This window comes from Nocardia sp. NPDC051756 (genome assembly GCF_040681495.1).
Lineage (GTDB): Bacteria > Actinomycetota > Actinomycetes > Mycobacteriales > Mycobacteriaceae > Nocardia.
The window spans coordinates 603583-627352 of sequence record NZ_JBFAYV010000001.1 but is presented as its reverse complement, the minus strand read 5'-3'; the positions used below and the strand labels follow the sequence as shown (position 1 = coordinate 627352).

21 protein-coding genes and 2 tRNA genes are annotated in these 23770 nt (G+C 67.4%); 12 read left to right on the top strand and 11 right to left on the bottom strand.

What is annotated here, in order from left to right:
- Positions 1-12: 12 nt before the first annotated feature.
- The 3 genes from cofC to AB0M22_RS02980 all read left to right on the top strand — a co-directional run bounded on the left by cofC (position 13) and on the right by AB0M22_RS02980 (position 3975).
- Positions 13-696, top strand: a complete 684-nt coding sequence (gene cofC / locus AB0M22_RS02990) for a 2-phospho-L-lactate guanylyltransferase (protein ID WP_364720308.1) — start codon at positions 13-15, stop codon at positions 694-696.
- A gap of 160 nt (positions 697-856) precedes the next feature.
- The gene (locus AB0M22_RS02985; protein ID WP_364720306.1) at positions 857-3016 is read left to right on the top strand and encodes an RNA degradosome polyphosphate kinase; all 2160 of its coding nucleotides are present in this window, start codon (positions 857-859) and stop codon (positions 3014-3016) included.
- A 20-nt stretch (positions 3017-3036) separates the two neighbouring features.
- Positions 3037-3975 carry an NUDIX hydrolase gene (locus tag AB0M22_RS02980; RefSeq protein WP_364720304.1) on the top strand — a complete coding sequence of 313 codons (939 nt, stop codon included), beginning with the start codon at positions 3037-3039 and terminating at the stop codon, positions 3973-3975.
- A gap of 205 nt (positions 3976-4180) precedes the next feature.
- Here the strand turns inward: AB0M22_RS02980 and AB0M22_RS02975 are convergent, their stop codons facing one another.
- The 3 genes from AB0M22_RS02975 to leuC all read right to left on the bottom strand — a co-directional run bounded on the left by AB0M22_RS02975 (position 4181) and on the right by leuC (position 7059).
- On the bottom strand, positions 4181-4837 hold the full coding sequence (locus AB0M22_RS02975) for an HU family DNA-binding protein (protein ID WP_364720301.1): 657 nt from the start codon (positions 4835-4837) through the stop codon (positions 4181-4183).
- A gap of 156 nt (positions 4838-4993) precedes the next feature.
- Complete coding sequence (gene leuD / locus AB0M22_RS02970; RefSeq protein ID WP_150405484.1) at positions 4994-5602, bottom strand: 3-isopropylmalate dehydratase small subunit; 609 nt, start codon at positions 5600-5602, stop codon at positions 4994-4996.
- Between the two features lie 35 nt (positions 5603-5637).
- On the bottom strand, positions 5638-7059 hold the full coding sequence (leuC, locus tag AB0M22_RS02965; RefSeq protein WP_364720298.1) for a 3-isopropylmalate dehydratase large subunit: 1422 nt from the start codon (positions 7057-7059) through the stop codon (positions 5638-5640).
- Between the two features lie 167 nt (positions 7060-7226).
- Here leuC and AB0M22_RS02960 point away from each other — a divergent pair, with 167 nt between their 5' ends.
- The 3 genes from AB0M22_RS02960 (at position 7227) to AB0M22_RS02950 (ending at position 8831) form a co-directional block, all read left to right on the top strand.
- Positions 7227-7928: an IclR family transcriptional regulator gene (locus AB0M22_RS02960; protein ID WP_364720296.1), complete on the top strand. Its 702-nt coding sequence runs from the start codon at positions 7227-7229 to the stop codon at positions 7926-7928.
- Positions 7929-7961: 33 nt separating this feature from the next.
- Positions 7962-8462 (top strand): PPOX class F420-dependent oxidoreductase, encoded by a 501-nt coding sequence (locus tag AB0M22_RS02955; RefSeq protein WP_364720294.1) that lies wholly within the window; start codon positions 7962-7964, stop codon positions 8460-8462.
- Between the two features lie 162 nt (positions 8463-8624).
- Entirely contained in the window at positions 8625-8831 is a 207-nt protein-coding gene (locus AB0M22_RS02950) for a DUF5302 domain-containing protein (protein WP_150405480.1), read from the top strand.
- A 291-nt stretch (positions 8832-9122) separates the two neighbouring features.
- Here AB0M22_RS02950 and AB0M22_RS02945 read toward each other — a convergent pair.
- From AB0M22_RS02945 to AB0M22_RS02930, 4 genes are all read right to left on the bottom strand, one after another.
- Positions 9123-9195 (bottom strand) — tRNA-Glu (locus tag AB0M22_RS02945).
- 150 nt (positions 9196-9345) lie between these two features.
- Positions 9346-9417: transfer RNA gene (locus AB0M22_RS02940), tRNA-Gln, on the bottom strand.
- Between the two features lie 134 nt (positions 9418-9551).
- Complete coding sequence (gene gltX / locus AB0M22_RS02935; RefSeq protein WP_364720291.1) at positions 9552-11024, bottom strand: glutamate--tRNA ligase; 1473 nt, start codon at positions 11022-11024, stop codon at positions 9552-9554.
- Between the two features lie 13 nt (positions 11025-11037).
- A complete protein-coding gene (locus AB0M22_RS02930; protein ID WP_364720289.1) occupies positions 11038-11814 on the bottom strand; it encodes a fumarylacetoacetate hydrolase family protein in 777 nt (258 codons plus the stop codon).
- Between the two features lie 205 nt (positions 11815-12019).
- Here AB0M22_RS02930 and AB0M22_RS02925 point away from each other — a divergent pair, with 205 nt between their 5' ends.
- Together AB0M22_RS02925 and AB0M22_RS02920 are read left to right on the top strand one after the other, a co-directional pair.
- A complete protein-coding gene (locus AB0M22_RS02925) occupies positions 12020-13201 on the top strand; it encodes an MFS transporter (protein WP_364720286.1) in 1182 nt (393 codons plus the stop codon).
- Positions 13202-13524: 323 nt separating this feature from the next.
- The gene (locus AB0M22_RS02920; RefSeq protein ID WP_364720283.1) at positions 13525-14133 is read left to right on the top strand and encodes a helix-turn-helix domain-containing protein; all 609 of its coding nucleotides are present in this window, start codon (positions 13525-13527) and stop codon (positions 14131-14133) included.
- A 12-nt stretch (positions 14134-14145) separates the two neighbouring features.
- Here AB0M22_RS02920 and AB0M22_RS02915 read toward each other — a convergent pair whose 3' ends face one another.
- The 3 genes from AB0M22_RS02915 to serA all read right to left on the bottom strand — a co-directional run bounded on the left by AB0M22_RS02915 (position 14146) and on the right by serA (position 17538).
- Positions 14146-14748, bottom strand: a complete 603-nt coding sequence (locus AB0M22_RS02915) for a Uma2 family endonuclease (RefSeq protein WP_364720281.1) — start codon at positions 14746-14748, stop codon at positions 14146-14148.
- A gap of 124 nt (positions 14749-14872) precedes the next feature.
- Positions 14873-15880, bottom strand: a complete 1008-nt coding sequence (locus tag AB0M22_RS02910; protein WP_364720277.1) for a 3-isopropylmalate dehydrogenase — start codon at positions 15878-15880, stop codon at positions 14873-14875.
- 59 nt (positions 15881-15939) lie between these two features.
- A complete protein-coding gene (gene serA / locus AB0M22_RS02905; RefSeq protein WP_150405474.1) occupies positions 15940-17538 on the bottom strand; it encodes a phosphoglycerate dehydrogenase in 1599 nt (532 codons plus the stop codon).
- A 158-nt stretch (positions 17539-17696) separates the two neighbouring features.
- Here serA and AB0M22_RS02900 point away from each other — a divergent pair, with 158 nt between their 5' ends.
- Both AB0M22_RS02900 and AB0M22_RS02895 read left to right on the top strand, forming a co-directional pair.
- Positions 17697-18251 (top strand): TetR/AcrR family transcriptional regulator, encoded by a 555-nt coding sequence (locus tag AB0M22_RS02900; protein WP_364720273.1) that lies wholly within the window; start codon positions 17697-17699, stop codon positions 18249-18251.
- Between the two features lie 73 nt (positions 18252-18324).
- Positions 18325-20034 (top strand): alpha/beta fold hydrolase, encoded by a 1710-nt coding sequence (locus AB0M22_RS02895; protein WP_364720271.1) that lies wholly within the window; start codon positions 18325-18327, stop codon positions 20032-20034.
- A 685-nt stretch (positions 20035-20719) separates the two neighbouring features.
- On the opposite strand, the gene AB0M22_RS02890 is transcribed toward AB0M22_RS02895, so the two are convergent.
- Positions 20720-21607: a LysR family transcriptional regulator gene (locus AB0M22_RS02890; protein ID WP_364720268.1), complete on the bottom strand. Its 888-nt coding sequence runs from the start codon at positions 21605-21607 to the stop codon at positions 20720-20722.
- A 91-nt stretch (positions 21608-21698) separates the two neighbouring features.
- Here AB0M22_RS02890 and AB0M22_RS02885 point away from each other — a divergent pair, with 91 nt between their 5' ends.
- Together AB0M22_RS02885 and AB0M22_RS02880 are read left to right on the top strand one after the other, a co-directional pair.
- Positions 21699-22898 (top strand): MFS transporter, encoded by a 1200-nt coding sequence (locus tag AB0M22_RS02885; protein WP_364720266.1) that lies wholly within the window; start codon positions 21699-21701, stop codon positions 22896-22898.
- A 62-nt stretch (positions 22899-22960) separates the two neighbouring features.
- Positions 22961-23770 (top strand): nucleotidyltransferase domain-containing protein, encoded by an 810-nt coding sequence (locus AB0M22_RS02880; RefSeq protein ID WP_364720264.1) that lies wholly within the window; start codon positions 22961-22963, stop codon positions 23768-23770.

The window sequence follows — 23770 nt, the reverse complement described above, 5'->3', positions numbered from 1 at the left end:
AGGATTGGACGCATGCGCCCGCACGCCGTGCATGCCGTGATCGCGGTCAAGAGCCTCGATCAGGCCAAGAGCCGACTGGCCGACCGGCTGCGCCCGGAACACCGGGCCCGGCTGGTCCTCGCCATGCTCGCCGACACCCTGGCCGCCACCGCGGCCGTTCCGGGCATCGTCTCGGTCACCGTCGTCACCCCGGATCCGGCCGTCGCCGACCTGGCCCTGTCGCTGGGCGCCGCGGTGCATCCCGAGCCACTGATCGGCGAGCACGACCCACTCAACAGCGCCCTGGCCGACGCCGCGGCCGGGCTGCGGCACCGGCACGGACCGGTCGATCTGCTCGCCTTGCAGGCCGACCTGCCCGCGTTGCGCCCGGAGGAACTCGCCGACGTGCTGACCGTCGCGCCGCGCGGACTGCGCTCGATCGTGGTCGATCACGCGAGCACCGGCACCGCCGCGCTACTTGTCCGCGACCCGGTCGCCGGCCTGGAACCGCGGTTCGGCCCCGGTTCGGCGGGCAAGCACATCGCCGCCGGCGCGGTCGACCTGACCGGTGATTGGCCCGGTCTACGGCTCGATGTCGACACGGCCGACGACCTGGACCTGGCGATTGAGCTCGGCGCGGGGAATGCGACCAGAGTCGCGTTGCACGACATCGGCTGGCCAGATCGCGTTCACCAGCCGGTTCGCCGAGTGTGCTAGGAGATCGCCAGAGTGAGGTGACGCTCACGGCAATCATAGTGTCGGGCTCCACACCACCCGGTTCGTAGGGGATGATCGTTGGCGTGAGTGAGCGAAGCGAGCTATCCATCCGCCAGCGCGCATCGCGCGTGTCGGGGTCGATCCCCAGCGAGGTGACGGCATGAGCGAGACAGAGACCGTCAAGACGCAGTTGCTTCCGACGCCGCCACCCGCGGCGACCCCGGTGCCGACCGATGCGAACATCGAACAGTTGCCACGTGATCGCTACCTCAACCGCGAGTTGAGCTGGCTCGATTTCAACGCCCGAGTTCTGGCCCTGGCCGAGGACGCGTCGCTGTCCCTGCTCGAGCGCGCCAAATTCCTCGCCATCTTCGCCTCGAACCTCGACGAGTTCTACATGGTCCGGGTCGCCGGACTCAAGCGCCGCGCCGAGACCGGCCTGCTGGTGCGCTCCGCGGACGGCCGCTCGCCCGGCGAGCAGCTGGAACTGATCGCCGCCCGCGCGCAGGAGATCGCCGTGCGGCACGCGCGCGTCTTCCTCGACGACGTGCTGCCCGCGCTCACCGCCGAGGGCATCGCGATCATCGACTGGACCGACCTGAACGACGATGAGCGCCAACGCCTCTCGGGGCACTTCCAGGATCAGGTGTTCCCGGTGCTCACCCCGCTCGCGGTGGATCCGGCGCATCCGTTCCCCTACATCAGCGGCCTGAGCCTCAATCTCGCGGTGACGGTGAAGGATTCCGCCACCGGCGGCGAGCACTTCGCCCGAGTCAAGGTGCCGGACAACGTCGATCGGTTCGTCCGGGTGCGCCGCACCGACGCCGGGTCGACCATCGCCGCGTTCCTGCCGATGGAGGAACTGATCGCGGCGCACCTCGATCTGCTCTTCCCCGGCATGGAAGTGGTTGAGCAGCACTCGTTCCGGATCACCCGCAACGCCGACTTCGAGGTCGACGAGGATCGCGACGAGGACCTGTTGCAGGCCCTGGAGCGCGAACTCGCGCGCCGCCGCTTCGGATCGCCGGTGCGCCTGGAGGTTTCCGACGACATGACCGAGCACATGCTCGAATTGTTGTTGCGCGAACTCGATGTCGATCCCGGCGACGTCATCCAGGTTCCCGGCCTGCTCGACCTGTCCTGCCTGTGGCAGGTGTACGGGGTGGACCGGCCGAACCTCAAGGACGCGCCCTACGTGCCCGCCACCCCGCCCGCGTTCGGCGAACGGGAGACCCCACGCAACGTGTTCGCCGCGCTGCGCGAGGGCGACGTGCTGGTGCACCACCCGTACGACTCGTTCTCCACCAGCGTGCAGCGGTTCATCGAACAGGCCGCCGCCGACCCGCAGGTGCTCGCGATCAAGCAGACGCTCTACCGCACCTCCGGTGACTCGCCGATCGTCAACGCGCTCATCGACGCCGCCGAGGCGGGCAAGCAGGTCGTCGCGCTGGTCGAGATCAAGGCCCGCTTCGACGAGCAGGCCAACATCAAATGGGCTCGCGCGCTGGAACAGGCGGGCGTGCACGTGGTCTACGGCCTGATCGGTCTCAAGACACACTGCAAGACCTGCCTGGTGGTGCGCCGCGAGGGCGCGACCATTCGCCGCTACTGCCACATCGGCACCGGCAACTACAACCCGAAGACCGCGCGGCTCTACGAGGACGTCGGATTGCTCACCGCCGCACCGGAAATCGGCGCGGACCTGACCGACCTGTTCAATTCGCTGACCGGTTACTCGCGAAAAGAGAACTACCGCAACCTGCTTGTCGCGCCGCACGGCGTGCGGGCCGGCATCATCGAGCGGATCCAGCGCGAGACCGAACTGGCGGCGCAGGGCAAGGACGCCCGAATCCGGTTGAAGGCCAATGCGATCGTCGACGAGGAAATCATCGACGCGCTGTACCGGGCCTCGCTGGCCGGTGTGCCGGTGCAGATCGTGGTGCGCGGCATCTGCGGGCTGCGCCCCGGCGTGCCGGGGATGAGCGAGAACATCGAAGTCCGGTCGATCCTCGGCCGCTTCCTCGAGCACTCGCGGGTGATGCACTTCCAGGCCCAGGATCAGTACTGGATCGGCAGCGCCGACATGATGCACCGCAATCTCGACCGGCGCGTGGAAGTCATGGCGCAGGTGAAGGATCCGCGGCTGACCGAGCAACTGGGCCAAGTATTCGACTCCGCGTTGCATCCCGACACCCGCTGCTGGGTACTCACCTCGGATGGCAATTGGCTGGCCCGGCCCGAGCACGCGGGCGACGACGACGTCAAAGTCCGTGACCACCAAGAGTTCCTGATGCGCCTGCGGAGGCCCGAACAGCCGTGAGTGGTGCTACGGGGTACGAGATGGAAGGGGGACCCTTCTGGGATCCCCGTATTACCGCCAACATTCACGCCGCGGGCGCGGTGGTGTGGCGGCGGGCGGCGAACGGCGCGCTGGAGATCGCGGTCGTGCATCGCCCCAAGTACCAGGATTGGTCGCTGCCCAAGGGCAAGCTCGATCCCGGTGAGACGCCGGTGCTCGCCGCGGTCCGCGAGGTCCGCGAGGAGACCGGGCTGGACTGCAAGCTCGGCCGCTACCTCGGCCACGTCACCTATCCCGTTCCGGGACACCGCAAGCTGAAGCGGGTGGACTACTGGGCGGCCGAGGTGGCCGGGGGTGAGTTCATCGCGAATGACGAAGTGGACGTGCTGAATTGGTATCCGCTGGATCGGGTGATGGAGCAGTTGTCCTACCCGATGGATCGCCAGGTGCTGCGCGCGTTCACCCGGCTGCCCGCCAACACCCGCACGATGCTGTTGGTCCGGCACGCGAAAGCTGGTCGGCGCGACCGCTTCTCCGGTCCCGACCCGCTGCGTCCGCTGGATCGGTCCGGACAGGCCCAAGCACAGGCCCTGGTGCCGAATCTGCTGGCGTTCGGGGCATCTCGGATCCATTCGGCCGATCCGGTGCGCTGTGTACAGACGGTGACGCCGCTGGCGGAGAAGCTCGGGGTGGAGATCGTCCTGGAGCCGCTGCTGTCCGAAACCGGTTATGCCGCAGCGCAGGACGCGACGCGCAAGCGGATCGTCGAACTGGTGCCGGATACCGGGGTGCCCGTTATCTGTAGTCAGGGCAAGGTGATTCCCGATCTGCTGGACTGGTGGGCCGAGCGCGACGGCATCACCTTGCCGTCCGCGCGTAACCGCAAGGGCAGCGTGTGGGTGCTGTCGTTCGTCGACGGCCGGCTGGTCGCCGCCGATCATCTGGACCGGTCGCTCAACGCGGACTTCGTGAAGCCCTGACCGTCTCGGCTGAAAGCTGAGGACAGACAAACGAAACGGCCCCCAAAAGCACGAGCCTGACGGGGCCTGACCCGCCTCCGAAAGATGGGTCCGGACAAACGAAACGGCCCCGGAAGCTTGCTTCCGGGGCCGTGTTCGATCGGTACAGCGGATGATTCGGCCTTACGGCCGGTCATCCGGCGCCAATACCGTACTGGCGCAGTATCTAGCGGCGACCGCGAGCGGGAGCCTTCTTGGCAGCCGTCTTCTTGGCCGGAGCCTTCTTGGCGACCGTCTTCTTGGCGGCGGTCTTCTTGGCCACCGTCTTCTTGGCGGCGGTGACCTTCTTGGCCGGCGCCTTCTTCACAGCGGACTTGGCGGCCGTCTTCTTGGCGGGCGCCTTGGCCGCAGTCGTCTTGCGAGCAGCGGTCTTTGCGGGTGCCTTCTTGGCAGCCTTCTTCGCCGTGGTCTTGGCCGGGCCCTTCGTGGGGGTGGCCTTCTTGGCGGCGGTCTTCTTGGCCGCCGTCTTCTTGGCGGCTGCCTTCTTCGCTGCCACCGGGGCATTCACGCCGCGCTTGACAGCGGGACCGCTCTGGGCGAGCTTCTGCTTACCCGCGATCACGGCCTTGAACTGAGCGCCCGGACGGAACGCAGGCACCGAAGTGGGCTTCACCTTGACGGTTTCGCCGGTGCGCGGGTTCCTGGCAACTCGAGCCGCACGCTTGCGCTGTTCGAACACACCGAATCCGGTGATTGTGACGCTCTGCCCCTTGTGCACCGCGCGCACGATGGTGTCGACCACATGCTCGACTGCCGCGGTGGCCGTGCGCCTATCAGTACCCAACTTTTCGGTCAGAACGTCGATCAGTTCCGCCTTGTTCATTGAATCCTCCGCAGACTAATGGCCCGTCGTCGGACCGACTAGGTACCACGGTAAACCCACAATGGGCAAGAGTCTATGTGCCACGCCAAAATTCATGTGGTTTAGCACACGTCCAGCTATCGGCCCCGGTGCCATCCAGCTAACACCCAAGGGTGTTTAGGACTGCGAAATACGTGCTGGGAGGGTAGTGGGTTTCCATGCTGGCCTTGCGTTTTCGAACTCGGCGATGGTGTCACTGCGGCGCAGCGTGAGCCCGATGTCGTCCAATCCTTCGAGCAGACGCCACCGTGTGTAGTCATCAATATCGAACGGCAACACGGCGGTTCCGGCGGTCACGGTGCGCGCCTCGAGGTCCACAACCAATTCGAGTCCGGGCTGTTCCTCGAGCAACTTCCAGAGCATTTCGACATCGTTCTGTGACATCTGAGCGGCCAACAGGCCGCCCTTACCGGCATTGCCGCGGAAGATGTCGGCGAAGCGCGAGGAGATCACCACCCGAAAGCCGTAGTCCGACAGCGCCCATACGGCGTGCTCACGAGAGGATCCCGTGCCGAAATCCGGTCCCGCTACCAGCACACTGCCCCGGTTGTACGGCTCGTTGTTCAGAATGAAGTCCGAATCGTTACGCCACGCGGCGAACAGTCCGTCCTCGAATCCCGTGCGGGTCACCCGCTTCAGGTACACAGCCGGGATGATCTGATCGGTATCGACATTGGAACGGCGGAACGGCACGCCGATCCCCTTGTGCACGGTGAAGGCTTCCATTGATTCTCCTGAGTCGGTTGGGGTATCGCGTCCGGTCAGTCCAGATCCGCAGGTGAGGACAGGGTTCCGCGCACCGCCGTGGCGGCCGCGACGAGCGGCGAAACCAGGTGCGTACGGCCACCTTTGCCCTGTCGGCCCTCGAAGTTGCGGTTCGACGTCGAGGCGCAACGCTGGCCCGGCTCGAGCTGATCCGGATTCATTCCCAGGCACATTGAGCAGCCCGCCTGCCGCCATTCGGCGCCCGCTGCGGTGAAAATCTCACCCAGTCCTTCTAATTCGGCCTGTGCGCGTACCCGCATAGAGCCCGGTACAACCAACATTCGCACCGACTCCGCGACCCGGCGTCCTTTTAAAACCTCGGCGACCGCACGCAAATCTTCGATGCGTCCGTTGGTGCACGAACCGACGAATACCGTGTCGACCGCCACATCGCGAAGCGGAGTGCCCGGCTCCAAATCCATGTACCGCAGCGCTTTCGCCGCCGACTCGCGTGCCGTCTCGTCCGCGATCTGGGCGGGGTCCGGCACCGATTCGCCGAGCGGCGCGCCCTGCCCCGGGTTCGTGCCCCAGGTGACGAACGGGGTCAGCTCGGCCGCGTCGATGTGCACCTCGGCGTCGAAAGTCGCGCCCTCGTCGGTCTTCAGCGCTTCCCAGGCGGCCACTGCGGCCGTCCAGTCGGCTCCCTGCGGGGCGTGCGGGCGTCCTTCGAGGAATTCATAGGTGGTTTCGTCCGGCGCGATCATGCCCGCCCTGGCGCCCGCCTCGATGGACATGTTGCAGATCGTCATTCGCGCTTCCATCGACATCGCGCGAATCGCCTCGCCGCGGTACTCCAGCACATAGCCCTGGCCGCCGCCGGTGCCGATTTTCGCGATCACGGCCAGGATCAGGTCCTTGCTCGTCACGCCCGGCGCCAACCGGCCGTCCACCGTGATCGCCATCGTCTTGAACGGGCGCAGCGAGAGTGTCTGGGTGGCAAGGACATGCTCCACCTCGGAGGTGCCGATGCCCATCGCCAGCGCGCCGAACGCGCCGTGCGTCGAGGTGTGGCTGTCCCCGCACACCACCGTCATGCCCGGCTGGGTCAGGCCCAGCTGCGGGCCGACCACGTGCACGATGCCCTGGTCCAGATCGCCCATCGGATGCAGGCGCACACCGAATTCCGCGCAGTTGCGGCGCAGGGTGTCCACCTGGGTACGCGAAATCGGGTCCGCGATCGGCTTATCGATGTCCGCGGTCGGGACATTGTGGTCCTCGGTCGCGATCGTGAGATCCGGCCGGCGCACCGGCCGGCCCGCCGCGCGCAGCCCGTCGAACGCCTGCGGGCTGGTCACCTCGTGCACGAGATGCAGATCGATGTAGATCAGGTCGGGTTCGCGCCCGACGCCCTCACCGGAACCGTGGGCGACGACGTGCTGCTCCCACACCTTTTCGGCCATGGTGCGTGGCTCTGCCATTTCTGGATCACCTTTCGACAAGCATCCGGTCGCGGTCCGGGCTGGGAGCGCGGCGGCGGCTGCACAAGTTTTCGGCTATGTGCGAGGTCGGATGCCCCCTGGGAGATTCGTCGCCGCTATGACCGTGGCAGTGGATTTCCCAACATCCGAGACGCTAGTATCGTTCTATGAGACAGCATAGCGGCATCGGCGTCCTCGACAAAGCAGTGGCGGTGTTGTACGCCGTCGCCGAGCACCCCTGCGGTCTCAACGAGCTCTGCGCCCGCACCGGCCTGCCCCGCGCCACCGCCCATCGCCTCGCCGTCGGCCTCGAAGTGCATCGCCTGCTGGCCCGCGACAACACCGGAATGTGGCGCCCCGGCCCCGCCCTCGCCGAGTTGGCCGCCGGGGCCACCGATCCGCTGCTGGAGGCCGCGTCGGCCATCCTGCCCCGGTTGCGCGAGATCACCGGCGAAAGCGTCCAGCTGTATCGCCTGGACGGCAATGCGCGCATCTGCGTCGCGGCCCTGGAGCCGCCGGTCGGCCTGCGCGACACCGTCCCCGTCGGCGCCCGCCTCCCCCTGACCGCCGGTTCCGCCGCCAAGGTCCTGCTCGCCTGGTCCGACGCCGACCTGCAACGCACCATCCTCGCCGACGCCGTCTTCGGCGAACGCGCCCTCACCGAGGTCCGCAAGCGCGGCTGGGCCCAGAGCGCCGCCGAACGCGCCTCCGGCGTAGCCAGCGTCTCCGCCCCCGTCCGCGACGCCGGCGGCACCGTCATCGCCGCGGTCTCGGTGTCCGGACCCATCGACCGCATGGGCCGCCGCCCCGGCGCACGCTGGGCCGCAGACCTCGTCGCCGCCGCCGAGGCCCTACACAAGCGCCTATAACACGTTACAGAAATGACGTTCTAGAGTGAGCCCATGGGAGTCAACCAACGGGCACAGATCGTCATGTCCGACACCGAGATCAGCGAGTTCCTGGAGCGCAGCCGCATCGCCACCTTGGCGACCATCGGCCCCAGCGGCACCCCCCACCTGACCGCCATGTGGTACGCCGTCCTCGACGGCGAACTCTGGTTCGAGACCAAAACCAAATCGCAAAAAGCCGTCAACCTGCGCCGAGACCCCCGTATCACCTGCATGATCGAGGCCGGCCAGACCTACGACCAGCTGCGCGGCGTCGCCATCGAAGGCCACGCCGAGATCATCGACGACCCCGACAAACTGTTCGCCGTCGGCGTCAGCGTCTGGGAGCGCTACACCGGCCCCTACAGCGAAGACGTCCGCCCCATGGTCGAAACCATGCTGCACAAGCGTTCCGCCATCCGCGTAGTCCCCACCCGCATCCGCAGCTGGGACCACCGCAAGCTCGGCCTCCCCCAGCTCCCCCTAGGCGGCACCACCGCCCAACCCCTCGACTGACCTGCCTATGCGTTGCGACACAGCCGCCCCGACGCGCCCCGATATCGAACTGACATCACCCCCCTCCCCCGACTAACGTCGAACCGTTCGACACGAATCGGCCGGGCACCGCACCTTCCCAGCGCGCGCACCCCCGACCGCCACCACGAGGAGACGACGGCGATGACGGAATCTGATAGTTCCACCGGCTCAGGCACCCCCGAGGCCACCAGCGCCGAAGAAGTAAAGCGCAAGTTCAAAGAGGCCCTCGACCGCAAAAACCAGCACAACGCCCGCACCGCCGACCACCTAGACGGCCGCTCCAAGGGCGCCAACGCCACCCACGGCAACGCCAGCACCAAGCGCGAATTCCGCCGCAAGAGCGGATAGGGAAGAGACGAGAAAGGCCCCCCGGTCACAGACCGGGGGGCCTTCGTTTTTGCCAGGACAACCCCCGCAGCAACCACCGTCGACCCGAGGCCCACGACACCGACAAAGCGTGAACGATGAGTCCCATCGACCGACCACCTGTCCCCACGAGCGCCGGGGGCGAAGCCTCCCGGCCCGGGGGTCCGGGGGCGCAGCCCGCCGGGCGGGGTTTGGGGGTTGCACCCCCAAAAAGAATTGCGAAACAGTAAAGGCCCATGCCCCATGGGCATGGGCCTGGGCCTTGCAACTGTGTAGCCCCGACGGGATTCGAACCCGCGCTACCGCCTTGAGAGGGCGGCGTCCTAGGCCGCTAGACGACGGGGCCAGGACTGCTTCTCGTTTGCACGAGGAGCACCTTTGGTTGATCTTTCGATCAGGAGGCTCGGCTAGCTTAGCTGGCCGGAGCGTGGCGACCAAATCGCCAGCTGCTGTGTTGATTTCGGCCGCGCACCGATCTCGACAAGCAATCTCTCCGCTGGGGTACCAGGACTCGAACCTAGAATGGCTGAACCAGAATCAGCTGTGTTGCCAATTACACCATACCCCAATGACCAGGCGTTTCAGCCTCGCGTCTGGGTGACTGCGAGGCCTTGTTCCGAGCCGAGAAGAAGAGTACCAAACCGTTATGGGTTAACTACAAATCGCCTGGTCAAAGCCATGTTTTCGGCCGTTTCCGGAGTTTCAGGAGGTGGCCGACCACTCCTGCGCGGACCGTAGCCGGTCCAAAGTGGTGTCGCGGCCGAGCAGTTCGAGCGACTCGTACAGCGGCGGGCTGATGTGCGAGCCGGTGACCGCGACGCGCACGGGCGCGAATGCCTTGCGTGGTTTGAGGCCCAGATCGTCGATCAGCGCGGTTTTCAGCGCCTCTTCGATAGCGGCGGTCGACCACTGCGTCAGCGGCTCCAGCGCGGCAATAGCGGATTGCAATACCTGATTTGCGTCGGCGCCGAGATTCTTGGCTCCCGCAGTGGGGTCGATCGCAAATTGTTCGGCGGGCGCCAACAGGAAACGCAACAGTTCCCAAGCGTCCGACAAGACGATGATCCGGGTCTGCACCAGTTCGGCCGCGACGGCGAACATCTTCTCATCGATTTCGGCGCCGATATGACCGTGCCGGGTCAGGTACTCGCGCAGTCGGTTGCTGAAATCGCCCGGTTCCAGCAATCGGATGTGCTCGGCGTTGAGCGCGTCCGCCTTCTTCTGATCGAATCGGGCCGGATTCGAATTCACTTTCGATATGTCGAACGCGGCAACCATCTCCGCCATGGTGAACACGTCGTGGTCGTCGGCGATGCTCCAACCGAGTAGTGCCAGGTAATTCAGCAAACCTTCCGGGATGAATCCGCGGTCCCGATGGACGAACAGATTCGACTCCGGATCGCGCTTGGACAACTTCTTGTTGCCCTGTCCCAGGACGAACGGCAGGTGGCCGAACTCCGGGGTGAAGTCGGTGAGGCCGACGCGGCGCAAGGCGCCGTAGAGCGCGATCTGGCGCGGCGTGGAGGACAGCAGATCCTCGCCGCGCAACACGTGGGTGATCTTCATCAACGCGTCGTCGACCGGGTTGACCAGGGTGTACAGCGGATCACCGGTGCCGCGGGTGAGCGCGAAGTCCGGCACGCTGCCCGCCTTGAAGGTGGTCTCGCCGCGCACCAGATCGTGCCAGGTGATGTCCTCGTCGGGCATCCGGAGCCGAATCACCGCGGGGCGCCCGGCATCTCGGTACGCCTCGATCTGCTGGGCGGTGAGCTCGCGATCGTAGTTGTCGTAGCCGAGCTTCGGGTCGCGCCCGGCGGCGCGATGACGGGCCTCGACTTCCTCAGGCGTGGAGAAGGATTCGTAGGCCTCGCCGGCCTCCAGCAAACGCCGGACCGCGTCGCGGTGCAGATCCTTGCGCAGCGACTGGCGGTACGGCTCGTAGGGACCGCCGACCTCCGGGCCCTCGTCCCAGGTGAGGCCGAGCCAGCGCAGCGCGTCCAGCAGCGCGCGGTAGGAGTCCTCGGAATCCCGTGCCGCATCGGTGTCTTCGATGCGGAACACGAACTTTCCACCGTGATGCCGGGCGTAGGCCCAGTTGAACAGCGCCGTCCGGATCAGGCCGACGTGCGGCGTCCCGGTCGGTGACGGGCAGAAGCGGACCCGTACTTCAGTCATGGCTCTCTTTCGACTAGCGAGGTTTGGCGGCAACAGGATTGATGAGGGTTCCGATGCCCTCCACGGTCACGGACACCTGCTGTCCGGCCTGCACCGGACCGACGCCCTCGGGCGTACCGGTGAGGATGACATCGCCTGGGAGCAGCGTCATCACGGTGCTGACCCATTCGATGAGCTTCGGAATGTCGTGCAGTAGAAGCGAAGTACGGCTGCGCTGGCGCTCTTCGCCGTCGAGCTCGGTGACGATCTCCAGATCCGAAGGATCCAAGGAGGTTTCGATCCACGGGCCGAGCGGGCAGAAGGTGTCGTACCCCTTGCCCCTGGTCCACTGCCCGTCGTGGCGTTGCTGATCCCGCGCGGTCACATCGTTGGCGACGGTGTAGCCGAGCACCACGTCCAGCGCGCGGGCGGCGGGCACGTCCTTGCACGGACGGCCGATGACCACGGCGAGCTCGCCCTCGTAGTCGACCTGAGAGGAACTGGGCGGCAGGATGATCGGGGCGTTCGGCCCGATGATCGCGGTGTTCGGCTTGAGGAAGATCACCGGGTCTTCCGGTGCGGGACCGCCCATTTCGGCCGCGTGGGCCGCGTAGTTCTTGCCGATGCAGACGACCTTGCTCGCCAGGATAGGCGCGAGCAGGCGTACATCGGCCAGCGGCCAGCTCCGCCCGGTGAACGTCGGCGTACCGAACGGGTGTTCCGCGATTTCCTTCGCGATGGTGTCGCTTCCGTCCCCCTCGATGCTGACGAACGCGACCCCATCGGGACTGGCTACTCGACCTAGACGCATGCCGGGCAGTCTATCGACCGGCTTCCACCTGCTCGAACGCGCCCAACCGAGCGGTACGCGCGGCGGCGCGAGCCCGAATTCCGCCGGTTGTGAGCAGTCTGACACCGAACCGCCGGAATCCACTTGCGCACGCGGTGTAACGTGAGCCTCATTGTTCAACCAATGGGAACTATATCCCAAATAATGAGATTCAGAGGTGAGACCGATGGCTACCGTGACGCAGATCAAGGAGACTCGACGGTGGTCCATGCTCGGTCTCGGCGTCTTCGCACAGGCCGCGAGCGCGGTCTTCGTCAACGGCGTCGCGTTCCTGCTGCCCGCGCTGACCGACCGCGGTATGCGATTGGCCACTGCGGGATTGCTGGTGGCGATGCCGACCCTCGGACTGGTCTGCACCCTGATCGCGTGGGGGTACGTGGTCGACCGGATCGGCGAGCGCAAGGTGCTGATCGGCGGGCCGCTGCTGATGCTGGTCGCCGGCGGCGCCGCGGCGGCCAGCCCGAACGACATCGCTTTGGGCGCACTGTTGTTCCTGGGTGGCGTCGGCGCGGCGAGCACCAACGGCGCCAGCGGCCGGCTGATCGTCGGCTGGTTCCCGCCGCACCGGCGCGGGCTGGCGATGGGCATCCGGCAGACCGCGCAGCCGCTGGGCGTCGGCATCGGCGCGCTGGCCGTGCCCGCCGTCGCCGCGACTTACGGTGTGCCCGCGGCGATTCTGGTGCCCGCGGCGATGGCCGGCCTTGCCGCGATGGGCAGCCTGATCGGCATCGTCGATCCGCCGCGCCCCGAACGCTCGGCCGATGTGGCGTTGCGCGCCAATCCTTATCGCGGCGATTCGACGCTGTGGCGCATCCACGGCGTGTCTGTGTTGCTGGTCATACCGCAGGCCACGGTGTGGACTTTCGCACTGCTGTGGCTGCACCGCGACGTCGGCTGGTCGTTGGCGGCGGCCGGAATCCTGGTCACGGTCACCCAAATCCTGGGCGCCGCAGGCCGAATCGGCGCGGGCGCGTGGTCCGACCGGGTCGGCAGCCGGCTGGGTCCGTTGCGCACCGTCGCCGTCGCGGCGGTGCTGTCCATGGCCGCGCTGGCCTTGGCGGCCTGGACCCACATGTGGTGGGCCGCAATCCCGTTGCTGGTCGTCGCGTCGGTGATCACCGTCTCCGACAACGGGCTCGCGTTCACCGCGGTGGCCGAAATCGCCGGTCCCTATTGGAGTGGCCGCGGCCTCGGCATCCAGAACACCGGCCAGAATCTGGCCATGGCGGCGGTGCCGCCGGTGTTCGGCGCGCTCATCACGACAAGCGGTTTCGCCGCCGCCTATCTCCTGGCGGCCGCGCTGGCGGTGGCCGCCGTTCCGCTGGTTCCGACGGACCGCCGCCAATAACCGTTCGGCCCAGGGGGATTGACGCCTGCTCTGCACGCCGGAGCAGGCGTCGCTGCGGTCATGTGTCCCTCACGACATGTGAAGTCACACCAAGTCTGATGCGACGGCCGTCACCTCGATGCACCGGGAACGACTAGCCCACAACACTTTTGGTACGATAGCGCCATTCAGCCCACTGGACACGATCGGATCCCGCTGCCGCCGAGCGCAATCGAACCGAAGCACGGCCGTGTCATCTCTCACATCTCCCGATGTCGCTTTTCGTGACACCACGTCGCCAACAGGTACGATGGAAACATTCCGTCGCCAACCCCAGGAGTGCGATGCCGAAGATCGACGCACCGACCGTCGCCGAACACCGGGCGAACCAGGAACGCGCGCTGCTCGACGCCGCCCGCGCGGTTTTGCTACAGAACGGCCCGCAGGCGGTATCCCCCGCCATGGTCGGTGCGGCCGCAGGCCTCGCCCGGAGCAGCGTCTACAAGTATTTCCGCTCCGGCGACGAGATCCTGTTCCGGATCGTGGCGGACGCGCTGCTGGAATGGGGTGAGCGCGTGCGCGATACGGTCGACCGCGCCGAGACCCCCGAGGGCCAGGTCGAGGCCTATGTCCGAACCACCTTGGCCCTGGCCGCCTCCGGCGCGCACCGCATCGCCGTCCTCGGCAGCACCCTCCCCCGCGACGAGACGGCCCGGCGCGACCTCGCCGACGCGCATTACGAGGTGGCCACCCCGTTGCGCGCGGCGCTCACCGCCTTGGACAACCCGAACCCCGAGCTGACCGCCGACCTGGTCGACGGTGCGCTCGCCCGCGCCATCGAGCGCATCGATGGCGGCCGCGACCACAACGAGATCGTCCCGGAGACAGTCGCGTTCGTCCGCCGCGCGGTCGGCATCAACCATCGCCCGAATCGCCACCACCACAAGGGATGACGCGCGCCCGGCTCAAACCGCAAGCAGCGCAGCGGGATCGAACGTGACGTGGAACGGTATGTCGGCGTCCACCACCGCATCGAACACACTGCCGGAGCAGACCACCGGATCGGCCCCATAACCGCCGTCCCCCAACACCATCCGATGCACCTCGACCTCCGGCTGATGTTCGACGATCCAATACTGCGGAATACCGACCGCCGCGTACTCGCGCACCTTCCGCACCCGATCGGTGCGCTCGGTCCCGCTCCCCGGCGCGATCACCTCGACCGCGAGCCGCACCTCGGATCCGGGAATCCGCTTGGGCACCTCTGCAACCACGGCCGCGCGGGCGACCTCACGCGGAATCACGATGATGTCCGGTTTGCGTACCCCGCTGCGGGTGCTGACCTCCCAGCCGCTCCCGACACACAGGTGCACAGCGGCCCCGACCGCTCCGGCGTCGATGAACCGGCCGAGCCGTTGCGTCACGTGATTGTGCCGAGCGCCACAGGCGACCTCGACCAGCCAGCCGTCCTCGAGCTCGAAACCCTTGCCGCCACCTGGGACATCGCGCAGGTCCAGCCCGGCATACGGACCGACCTGCGCCCTGCGATTCCCGCGCCGCTCGCTCACCGATCCTCCGTCTCACCAGGTCAGTTCATCGATGAGGGCATACCACCAGACGTCGGTTTCACACGTAGCCGAAAGGTCCCGCGCCGGAGGTGTTCCGGCGCAGGACCCCTGGGTCGTGCTTCGCTCAGACGATCGCGGCGATGCGGTCGCCGACCTCGACCGTCGACGCCGCGCCCGAGCGCGACGCCAGATCCTTGGCGACGGCGGACTCGATGCGCGCCGCGGCCTCGGTGTTGCCGAGATGGTTGAGCAGCAGCGACACCGACAGGATCGCGGCGGTGGGATCGGCCTTGGACTGGCCCGCGATGTCGGGGGCGCTGCCGTGCACCGGCTCGAACATGCTCGGATTGACGCCCGACGCATCGATGTTGCCGCTGGCGGCCAGCCCGATGCCACCGCTGACGGCGGCCGCGAGGTCGGTGATGATGTCGCCGAACAGGTTGTCGGTGACGATCACGTCGAACCGGCCCGGATCGTTCACCATGTGGATGGTCGCGGCGTCGATGTGCTGGTAAGCCGTTGCGACATCCGGGAATTCGGCCGCGACCTCGTCGACGGTGCGCTGCCACAGCGAGCCGGCGAAGGCGAGCACGTTGGTCTTGTGCACCAGCGTGAGGTGCTTGCGCCGGGCCTGCGCCTTGGCGAAGGCGTAGCGCACCACGCGCTCGATGCCGAACCGGGTGTTGGTGCTGACCTCGGTCGCCACCTCGTGCGGGGTCTCGACCCGAATCGCGCCGCCGGTGCCGGTGTACGGACCCTCGGTGCCCTCGCGGACGACCACGAAATCGATGTCGGGAGTGCCGGCCAGCGGGCTGGTCACCCCGGGAAACAGCTTGGACGGCCGCAGGTTCACGTGATGATCCAGCGCGAACCGGGTGCGCAGCAGCAGCCCGCGCTCGAGCACGCCGCTGGGCACCGACGGATCGCCGATCGCGCCGAGCAGGATCGCGTCGTGCTGCTTCAGCTCCGGCAGCACGGATTCCGGCAGGATCTCACCGGTCGCGTGGTAGCGCTTGGCGCCGAGGTCGTACTCGGTCTTCGCGACGCCGGGCTGGACCACGTCGAGCACCTTCAGCGCCTCGGCGATGACCTCGGGTCCGATGCCGTCGCCGGGGATGACAGCAAGCTTCATTGCAACGCTCCGTTGTTAATCGGGGGCGCGCCCAGCCGTGGGCGCGCCCCCGCACGCGATCAGAACAGGTCGACGACGACGACCTTTGCGGCGCCGACGGATTCGGCGATCGCGGCCTCGACGGCGTCGGGCACCTCGCGGTTGACCCGCAGGATCACCGTGGCGCCTTCCTTGTCGACGTCCTGGCTCAGCTGCGCGGCGAGGATGTCGATGCCTGCCTCGCCGAGCTTGGTGCCGATCTTGCCGAGCGCGCCCGGCTTGTCCTCGTAGTTCAGCACGGCCATGTTGATGCCCTCGGCGCGCATGTCGTAGTTGCGGCCGTTGATATTGACGATCTTCTGCACCTGCTGCGGCTCGGTCAGCGTGCCCGCCACGTTCAGCGTGCGGCCGTCGCCGAACACGGCGCGCAGGTCGACGACGCTGCGGTGGCTCGGGCTGTCCGGCACGGTGTTCACCTGTGCGGTGATGCCGCGCTCCTTGGCCAGGGCCGGCGCGTTGACGAAGGTGACCTGGTCCTCGACCAGCGCGGAGAAGATGCCGCGCAGCGCCGAAAGTTCCAGCACCGCAACGTCGTGCGCGGCGAGCTCGCCACGGACCTGCACCTCGACGCTGACCGGCAGTTCGTCGGACAGCGCGCCGAGCAGCGCACCCTGCTTGCGCACGATGTCCAGCCACGGCGCGACATCGTCGTCGACGCTGCCGCCGGTGACGTTCACCGCGCCGGGCACGAATTCACCGGCGAGCGCGAGCAATACGGACTTGGCCACGTCGGTGCCCGCCCGGTCCTGCGCCTCGGAGGTGGACGCGCCGAGGTGCGGGGTCACCACGACCTGCGGCAGCTCGAACAGCGGGCTATCAGTGCACGGCTCGGTCTCGTACACGTCCAGGCCGGCGGCCCGCACATGCCCGGACTTGATCGCGTCGGCCAGCGCCTGCTCGTCGACCAGGCCACCGCGCGCGGCGTTGACGATGATGACGCCCGGCTTGGTCTTGGCGATGGCTTCCTTGCCGATGATGCCCTTGGTCTCCGGGGTCTTCGGCAGGTGCACCGAGATCAGGTCGGCGCGCTCGAGCAGCTCGTCCAGGCTCAGCAGCTCGATGCCCAGCTGGGCGGCGCGGGCCGGGGACACGTAGGGGTCGTACGCGACGATCTTGGTCTCGAAGGCGGCGAGCCGGGCGGCGAACAGCTGCCCGATCCGGCCGAGGCCGACCACGCCGACGGTCTTGTCGAAGATCTCGACGCCGTTGAACTTGCTGCGCTGCCAGGTGTGCTCGCGCAGCGTGGCATCGGCGGCCGGGATCTGGCGCGCGGCCGAGAGCAGCAGGGTGACCGCGTGTTCGGCGGCGGTGTGGATGTTCGAGGTCGGCGCGTTGACGACCATGACGCCGCGTTCGGTGGCCGCGGGCACGTCGACATTGTCGAGGCCGACGCCGGCCCGGGCGACGATCTTCAGGTTCTTACCCGCCTCGAGCACCTCGGCGTCCACCGTGGTCGCGGAGCGCACGAGTAGCGCGTCGGCCTCGGGGACCGCGGCGAGTAGAGCCGGGCGGTCGGGGCCGTCGACCCACCGGACCTCGACTCCGTCACCGAGCGCGTCGACGGTCGACTGGGCAAGCTTGTCGGCGATCAGGACAACAGGACGGCCTGCTTGGCTCACGGTGGAGTACTCCTGGGGAAAGGGGTCGGCAATTACCGCCGATCAGCTTAGTGGGCGTCGTTTCGGCATGTGCTACCCCCTGGTAAGGCGGCCGTCGTCAGTATGACCCATCGGAGGCCGCATTGGTCAAAATATGAAGACCGGTCTACAGTTATCGCATGGGTGCCAAAGGAACCGAGACGCGCTGCCGATTGATCGGCGCGACCCGTCAGCTGGTGGAGAAGCACGGGTACTTCGGCGCCGGCCTCAACCAGATCATCGAGACCAGTGGCGCGCCGCGGGGGTCGCTGTACTTCCACTTCCCCGGCGGCAAGGACCAGCTCGTCGCGGAGGCCGTCGCGCAGGCGGGCAACGAGATCTCCGCGCTGATCGACGCGATCGAGCCCGGCGATACCGCCGGGGCGGCGATCGGTCTGCTCAACACTTTCGGCGATCGACTGGAAGCGTCCGAGTGGAGCCAAGGCTGCCCGGTCGCCACTGTCACCCTTGACGTTTCGGCGGCGAACGACGTGATCCAGGCCGAATGCGCGGCCGCGTACGCGAGTTGGGAAGAGGCGCTGCGGATTCGACTGCGGGCCGACGGGCGTTCGGATGCAGAGGATTTGGCCGCCGCGATTCTCGCGATGATCGAAGGCGGCTTGCTCTTGGCGCGGGCGCAGCGCAGCCGTGCGCCGCTGGAGCGCGTGGCGCGCACGATTCGCGCGCTGCTCTGACCCGAGTCAGTTGTTCTGCCAATAGTTTTCGCAGGTCTATAGAATATGTAGACCGGTCTATAAAGGAGATTTCATGTCCCACAGCATCGTGCTCGGCGCCGCCGGGTTCATCGGCCGCGCGGTGGTCGCGCAGCTGCTCGAGCAGGGCGAATCCGTTGTCGCCGCGGTCCGGCCGGGCGGCGCGGACCGACTCGGCGCGTGGTTGCGCACGAGCGCCGTCGATCAGACCCGGCTCCGCGTTGTCGCCTGCGATATCACCGCGAAGAATCTCGGCCTGCCCGCCGACCTCGATGTGACCGACATCCGCGACGTCTACAACTGCGCGGCGCGCTTCGCCTTCGGGCTCGGCAAGGACGACGCCTACGCGGTGAACGTGACCGGCGCGCTCAACGTCCTCGACTGGTCCGCGACGCTGCCCGACCTGCGTCGCGTCGTCCACATCACCGGCTACCGGATCACCGTCGAGGATTCGGACGAACAGCATTACGACAGAGGGGCTTACGGCGCGTCCAAGTTCGAGTCCGATCCGCTGCTGCGCCGGCGCGCGGCCGAGCGCGGGATTCCGCTCACGATCACCAACCCGAGCAGCGTGCTCGGCCCCGGCCAATACGTCGGGCTCGCAAGCATTGTCGAAGATCTGTGGCACGGCAGGCTCGCGGCGATCCCGGGTGGACGCGAAACCTTCGTTCCGATAGTCGATCTGGACTACTTCGCGCGGTTCCTGATCAGCCTGCCGAGTCAGGAGGACACGGCCGGGCGGTCGCTGACCGTGCTCGATCCGCGAACGCCGGTGTTGCCGGAGTTGATTCGCCTGCTCGCCGGGCATTTGGGCGTGCGAGCGCCGCGGTTCACGGTTCCGGTCAGCGTGATCGAGAGGTTGCCGCGGGCGTTGACCGGTGCCGATCCCGAGACACTGCCGTTCATTGCCGACGACAGGTACGACACCTCGGCGGCGGACGAGGTCGCGCGTGCGGCCGGCCTGGCCATGCCGGATGCCGGGTCCGTCTTGCGTACTTGGGCCGATCACCTGGTGTCGAGCCGATTCGGCGCGGTCGAGGAGGATCCCGCCGCCGGGTTCGTCGACGGCACTTGGGTTTCCGGGGACCGGGTGCATCCGGACTATGTCCTCCTGCACGGCCTGCCCGTCGACAGCGACTCCTGGACCGAGGTGCGGGCCGCCCTCGCGGGTCCCAGCCTGGCCGTCGACCTGCCCGGGCTGGGACGCTCCGCACCCGGCGAAATCGATGACGTACTACCGCGATTGATGCGGACTGTGCGCAGTCGCCCTGTGCTGGTCGGACATTCGCTCGGCTGCGGCCCGGTGCTGAGATACGCCGCAGCGCACCCGGATCGGATCTCCGGTGTCGCATTGGTGTCGCCCGCGTTCCTACAGTCACGGGCCGGCCGGCTCCTGCGTTCGCCACTGGTTGCGCCGGCCTTGAAGCGAATGACGGCCGCCACCTTGGCAACACAGCTCGGCCTCCCCGCGGGCCCGGCGGTGGACAGTGCGTCAGCCAACCTGCGCAGGCCCGGCGTCGCGGCACGTACCGTCGCCGCATTGCGGCGCGCGAGTGCGCCCGCTCGGCGAACCGAGTTGGCCGGGCTGCTCGCCCGGGTACAGGTGCCGGTGCGGCTCATCGCCGGTGCGGACGATCCACTCTCGACGGCCACATCGCACGAGCTGACCGTGATCGAGGGCACCGGCCACTACCCGCAGCTGACCCACCCCGCACAGGTCGCCGCCGAGATCGCCCGAGTCGGGGCCGGCGTACCGGCCCGATAACGCGGAGGGCCCCGCACCACTCGGGTGCGGGGCCCTCTCCGGAATCGCGCTCGATGGGCGCGAGACCCGGTCGATCAATCGACCATCACGTTAGATCAGCGGCCGCCGAAGGAGCCCGTCCACAGGGTGTCGATGATTCCGTGGAAAGCGGCACCGAAGGTGTCCAGGAAACCGCCGAGGGCAGCGCTACCGGTGTCGATGATAACGGGGATCATTTAAATACCTCTTCATTGAAAGACAATCCAGTCGTACTGGCTGACACAAGGCACATCGGCGTCCGAACAAAGACGGTTACGAAATTCTGCCATTTAGTGATGTAGGTTACAGTCACATCACGAAGAACCCCTGGTCAAGTGACCAACATGAGTCTGCGCCCCGAGAACCATGGGCTTGACCACTATGTATGCGCAGCAGGTCACTTGACCAGTTCGGCACGGCGGTAAACATAAAGATCTTCTAAGAAAGCAATAGCACCCCAATAAGAGGGCTATACACACTCCTTGAACCCGGACATTTCCGGCGGCTCGGCGAAACTCTGTAACAAGCACACGAATTCGCCGATTGTCCTTCATAGAAGGAGTCGTGTGCGCATCGCCGGACCACACATTCGGCGCACCTACGGATCCCTCATATCCGCATCGGATAAACGTGTCGCGCAATATATCTCGCCGACCCGCAATACCGCTCAGCTCACCGCGGCGACCGCCCGCGAAAAGGCGCGCACCCGCGTGGTCTCGCGGTTGCGATGCCACACCAACCCCAGCCGCGAATGCGCCAGCCCGGTCACCGGCACGTAGTTGACCTCCGGCCGATCGTGGAACACCGCGGTCGGATGGCACAGCAGCATCGCGCCCTGACCCGCCGCCACCAACTCGATCCCCTCCCGTAACGTGCCGACGCCGGGTCCGGCCGGAACGGGCCGCCCGCCCGGGGTCACGTCCACCGACTGCGCGCGGCGCCAGTAGTGCGGCGCGGGCCCGCGCACCCCGATCAAAGAGAACTCGGCGAGATCCTCCGGCGACAGACTGGTCCGGGCCGCCAGCGGGTGCCCCGTATGCATGGCCAGCATCTGCGGCTTCTCCGAAAAGACCTGCCCGAGAACGAGATCGCTCTCCCCCATCGGCAGCAGCACAGCCGCGATATCGACCTCGCTGCGCTGCACCGGACCGAACGGGTCGGCCAGCGGAATCTCGACCACCTCGGTGACACAGGCGGGGAAGCGGTGCCGGAACAGTTCGATTGCCTCCGTGAGGTATTCGCTGCCCGAGCCCTGAATGCCGATGCGCAGCACGCCTTCGGTCCCGCGGGCGGTCGCCCGGACGCTGTCCACCGTCGCCCGCAGCGCCGCGTAGGCGGGTTCCAGCTGGGCCAGGAAGTCCGCGCCGAGCGGCGTGAGCGTGACCTTGCGGCTGGTGCGCTCGATCAGTCGCGCACCGACCCGCTGCTCCAACGCGCGCAGCAGCTGACTCACCCGGCTCTGCGAGACGTAGAGCCGCTCCCCCGCCCGCCCGAAGTGCAGTTCCTCGGCGAGCACGAGGAAGGCCTCCAGTTCGCGTACCTCCAGGCCGGTCATGGGCGTCCTCTCCAGCGTCGATGAGCTCAGCTCATAGAACGATGAGATCTTCGCCGTTGTTTCCGCCCCGGCCGATCGGTTGGCTGGAGGCATGACACAGGTTCAAGACAGCGCGAGTCCGGCACCCGCGGCGCATGATTCGGCCCTGCGCGGCTGGCTCGGCGTCGGCGCCGTGACCGGGGCCACCTTCACGGTCGTCACCTCGGAGATGCTGCCGGTCGGGTTGCTCACCCCGATCAGCGGCGCGTTGCGGGTCTCCGAGGGCGCGGCGGGGTTGTCCCTGACGGCCACCGGCCTGGTCGCCGCCCTGTCCGCGCCACTGATCACCGGCGTGCTCGGCCGCACCGACCGCAGGCTCGTGCTCTGCGTGCTGCTCGCGGTGCTGACCATCGGCAATGTCGGCGCGGCCTGGTCGCCGAACTTCACCGTCATGATGGCGGCCAGAGTGCTGGTCGGCATCGGGATCGGCGGGGTGTGGGCGCTCGCGGCGAGCCTCGCGGCGCGGCTGGTGCCGGCCGAGTCGATCGGCGCCGCCACCGCGCTGGTCTACAGCGGGGTCGCGGTGGCCTCGGTGATCGGCGTGCCCGCCGGGACCTACATCGGCGCACTCGCCGGGTGGCGCGCGGCCTTCCTCGTCATCGCCGCGCTCGCGCTGGTCGTGCTGCTCGCGCTCGCCGCAATGCTGCCGAGATCGACTGTCGCGCAGTCGGTCCCATTGCGCGAGGCGCTGGGGCTGACCCGCGAACCACAATTACGCACCGCGCTGCTGGTCGTCGCGTTCCTGGTCACCGGCCACTTCGCCGCCTACACCTACATCCGCCCATTGCTGGAGAAGGTGACCTGCGTCAGCGCGAGCACCATCGGCACCCTGCTGCTGGTGTACGGAATCGCCGGTGTCATCGGCAATTTCGGCTCGGGCGCCGCCGGTGTCCGCAATCCGCGCCGGATGCTGATGACGATCACCGTCCCGTTGGCCGGCACCGTACTGCTGATTCCGATGCTCGGCGGATCGCTGTGGCTCGCCGTCGCGCTGATGGTGGCGTGGGGCCTGTCCTACGGCGGCGTGTCGGTTACCACGCAGAACTGGGCCTTCGCCGCGGCACCTCGCGCACGCGAGGCCGCGTCCTCGTTGAACGCGTGCGTCTTCAACGCCGCCATCGCCCTCGGCGCGCTGGCCGGTGGGCGCATGGCGGACGCGTTCGGCGTCACCTCGGCGATGTGGCTAGGCGGCGCGCTGGTGTTCGTCGCGCTGCTGATCGCCGCCTTCGGGCGCACCCCCGAGCGGGCCTGAACAGCGCCGATGGCCGGAAAATGAACTGCGTTTCAAGGTAACCAGCACATAGCATCAACGGCATGGCCCTACGCGCGATCCCTGCTTCGATGGACCCGACGGTGGTCGGGTCCATCGACTTCGAGCTGGACCGGGTCGAGCGCGAACACCGCGTCTCGGTCCGGCTCGCCATCGAAAGCGGCAGCCGGGCTTGGGGTTTCCCGTCGCCCGACTCCGATTACGACTGCCGGTTCGTCTATGTCGCGAACCTCGATACCTACCTGTCCCCGTGGCGCACCCGCGACGTGATCGAGACGCCGCTGGCCGGGCTGCTCGACGTGAACGGCTGGGACCTGGCCAAGGCGCTGCGCCTGCTGGTCGCGGGCAATGCCGTGCTCATCGAATGGCTGATGTCGCCGATCGTGTACCGCGGCGACAGCCGGTTCCGCGACGAGCTGCGCGCCCTGGCCGACGAGGTCGCCGACCGCAACCGGGTGGCCCGGCACTACCTGCACCTGGGCGAGAAGCAGTGGGAGTTGTTCGACCGCAACCGATCACTGAAGAAGGTGTTCTATTCACTGCGTCCGGCAATGGCTTTGCGCTGGCTGCGCGAGCACTCCGGTGTGGCGGTGGCGCCGATGCACCTGCCGACGCTGATGGACGAGTGCGACCTGGCCGCGGATCTCGTTGCGGCAGTGGCGGAGTTGACCGAGCTCAAGTCCCGGACCCGCGAAATGGGCAGTGGCACAGTGCCGGTCCCGATCGCCGCGTTCATCGAGGCCGAATTCGAGCTGGCCGCAGACGCTTTCCCGAAGACGGTGGACCCGGATCTCGACCGGGCCAGGAAGCTCACCGCGGAGTTCTTCCGCGCCGAGGCCGCCGGACCGTCGTAG

Excerpts from the sequence above, each read along its gene's own strand:
- cofC (WP_364720308.1), top strand. The coding sequence starts at position 13 with ATGCGCCCGCACGCCGTGCATGCCGTGATCGCGGTCAAGAGCCTCGAT.
- AB0M22_RS02985 (WP_364720306.1), top strand. The coding sequence starts at position 857 with ATGAGCGAGACAGAGACCGTCAAGACGCAGTTGCTTCCGACGCCGCCA.
- AB0M22_RS02980 (WP_364720304.1), top strand. The coding sequence starts at position 3,037 with ATGGAAGGGGGACCCTTCTGGGATCCCCGTATTACCGCCAACATTCAC.
- AB0M22_RS02975 (WP_364720301.1), bottom strand. The coding sequence starts at position 4,837 with ATGAACAAGGCGGAACTGATCGACGTTCTGACCGAAAAGTTGGGTACT.
- leuD (WP_150405484.1), bottom strand. The coding sequence starts at position 5,602 with ATGGAAGCCTTCACCGTGCACAAGGGGATCGGCGTGCCGTTCCGCCGT.
- leuC (WP_364720298.1), bottom strand. The coding sequence starts at position 7,059 with ATGGCAGAGCCACGCACCATGGCCGAAAAGGTGTGGGAGCAGCACGTC.
- AB0M22_RS02960 (WP_364720296.1), top strand. The coding sequence starts at position 7,227 with ATGAGACAGCATAGCGGCATCGGCGTCCTCGACAAAGCAGTGGCGGTG.
- AB0M22_RS02955 (WP_364720294.1), top strand. The coding sequence starts at position 7,962 with ATGGGAGTCAACCAACGGGCACAGATCGTCATGTCCGACACCGAGATC.
- AB0M22_RS02950 (WP_150405480.1), top strand. The coding sequence starts at position 8,625 with ATGACGGAATCTGATAGTTCCACCGGCTCAGGCACCCCCGAGGCCACC.
- gltX (WP_364720291.1), bottom strand. The coding sequence starts at position 11,024 with ATGACTGAAGTACGGGTCCGCTTCTGCCCGTCACCGACCGGGACGCCG.
- AB0M22_RS02930 (WP_364720289.1), bottom strand. The coding sequence starts at position 11,814 with ATGCGTCTAGGTCGAGTAGCCAGTCCCGATGGGGTCGCGTTCGTCAGC.
- AB0M22_RS02925 (WP_364720286.1), top strand. The coding sequence starts at position 12,020 with ATGGCTACCGTGACGCAGATCAAGGAGACTCGACGGTGGTCCATGCTC.
- AB0M22_RS02920 (WP_364720283.1), top strand. The coding sequence starts at position 13,525 with ATGCCGAAGATCGACGCACCGACCGTCGCCGAACACCGGGCGAACCAG.
- AB0M22_RS02910 (WP_364720277.1), bottom strand. The coding sequence starts at position 15,880 with ATGAAGCTTGCTGTCATCCCCGGCGACGGCATCGGACCCGAGGTCATC.
- AB0M22_RS02900 (WP_364720273.1), top strand. The coding sequence starts at position 17,697 with ATGGGTGCCAAAGGAACCGAGACGCGCTGCCGATTGATCGGCGCGACC.
- AB0M22_RS02895 (WP_364720271.1), top strand. The coding sequence starts at position 18,325 with ATGTCCCACAGCATCGTGCTCGGCGCCGCCGGGTTCATCGGCCGCGCG.
- AB0M22_RS02890 (WP_364720268.1), bottom strand. The coding sequence starts at position 21,607 with ATGACCGGCCTGGAGGTACGCGAACTGGAGGCCTTCCTCGTGCTCGCC.
- AB0M22_RS02885 (WP_364720266.1), top strand. The coding sequence starts at position 21,699 with ATGACACAGGTTCAAGACAGCGCGAGTCCGGCACCCGCGGCGCATGAT.
- AB0M22_RS02880 (WP_364720264.1), top strand. The coding sequence starts at position 22,961 with ATGGCCCTACGCGCGATCCCTGCTTCGATGGACCCGACGGTGGTCGGG.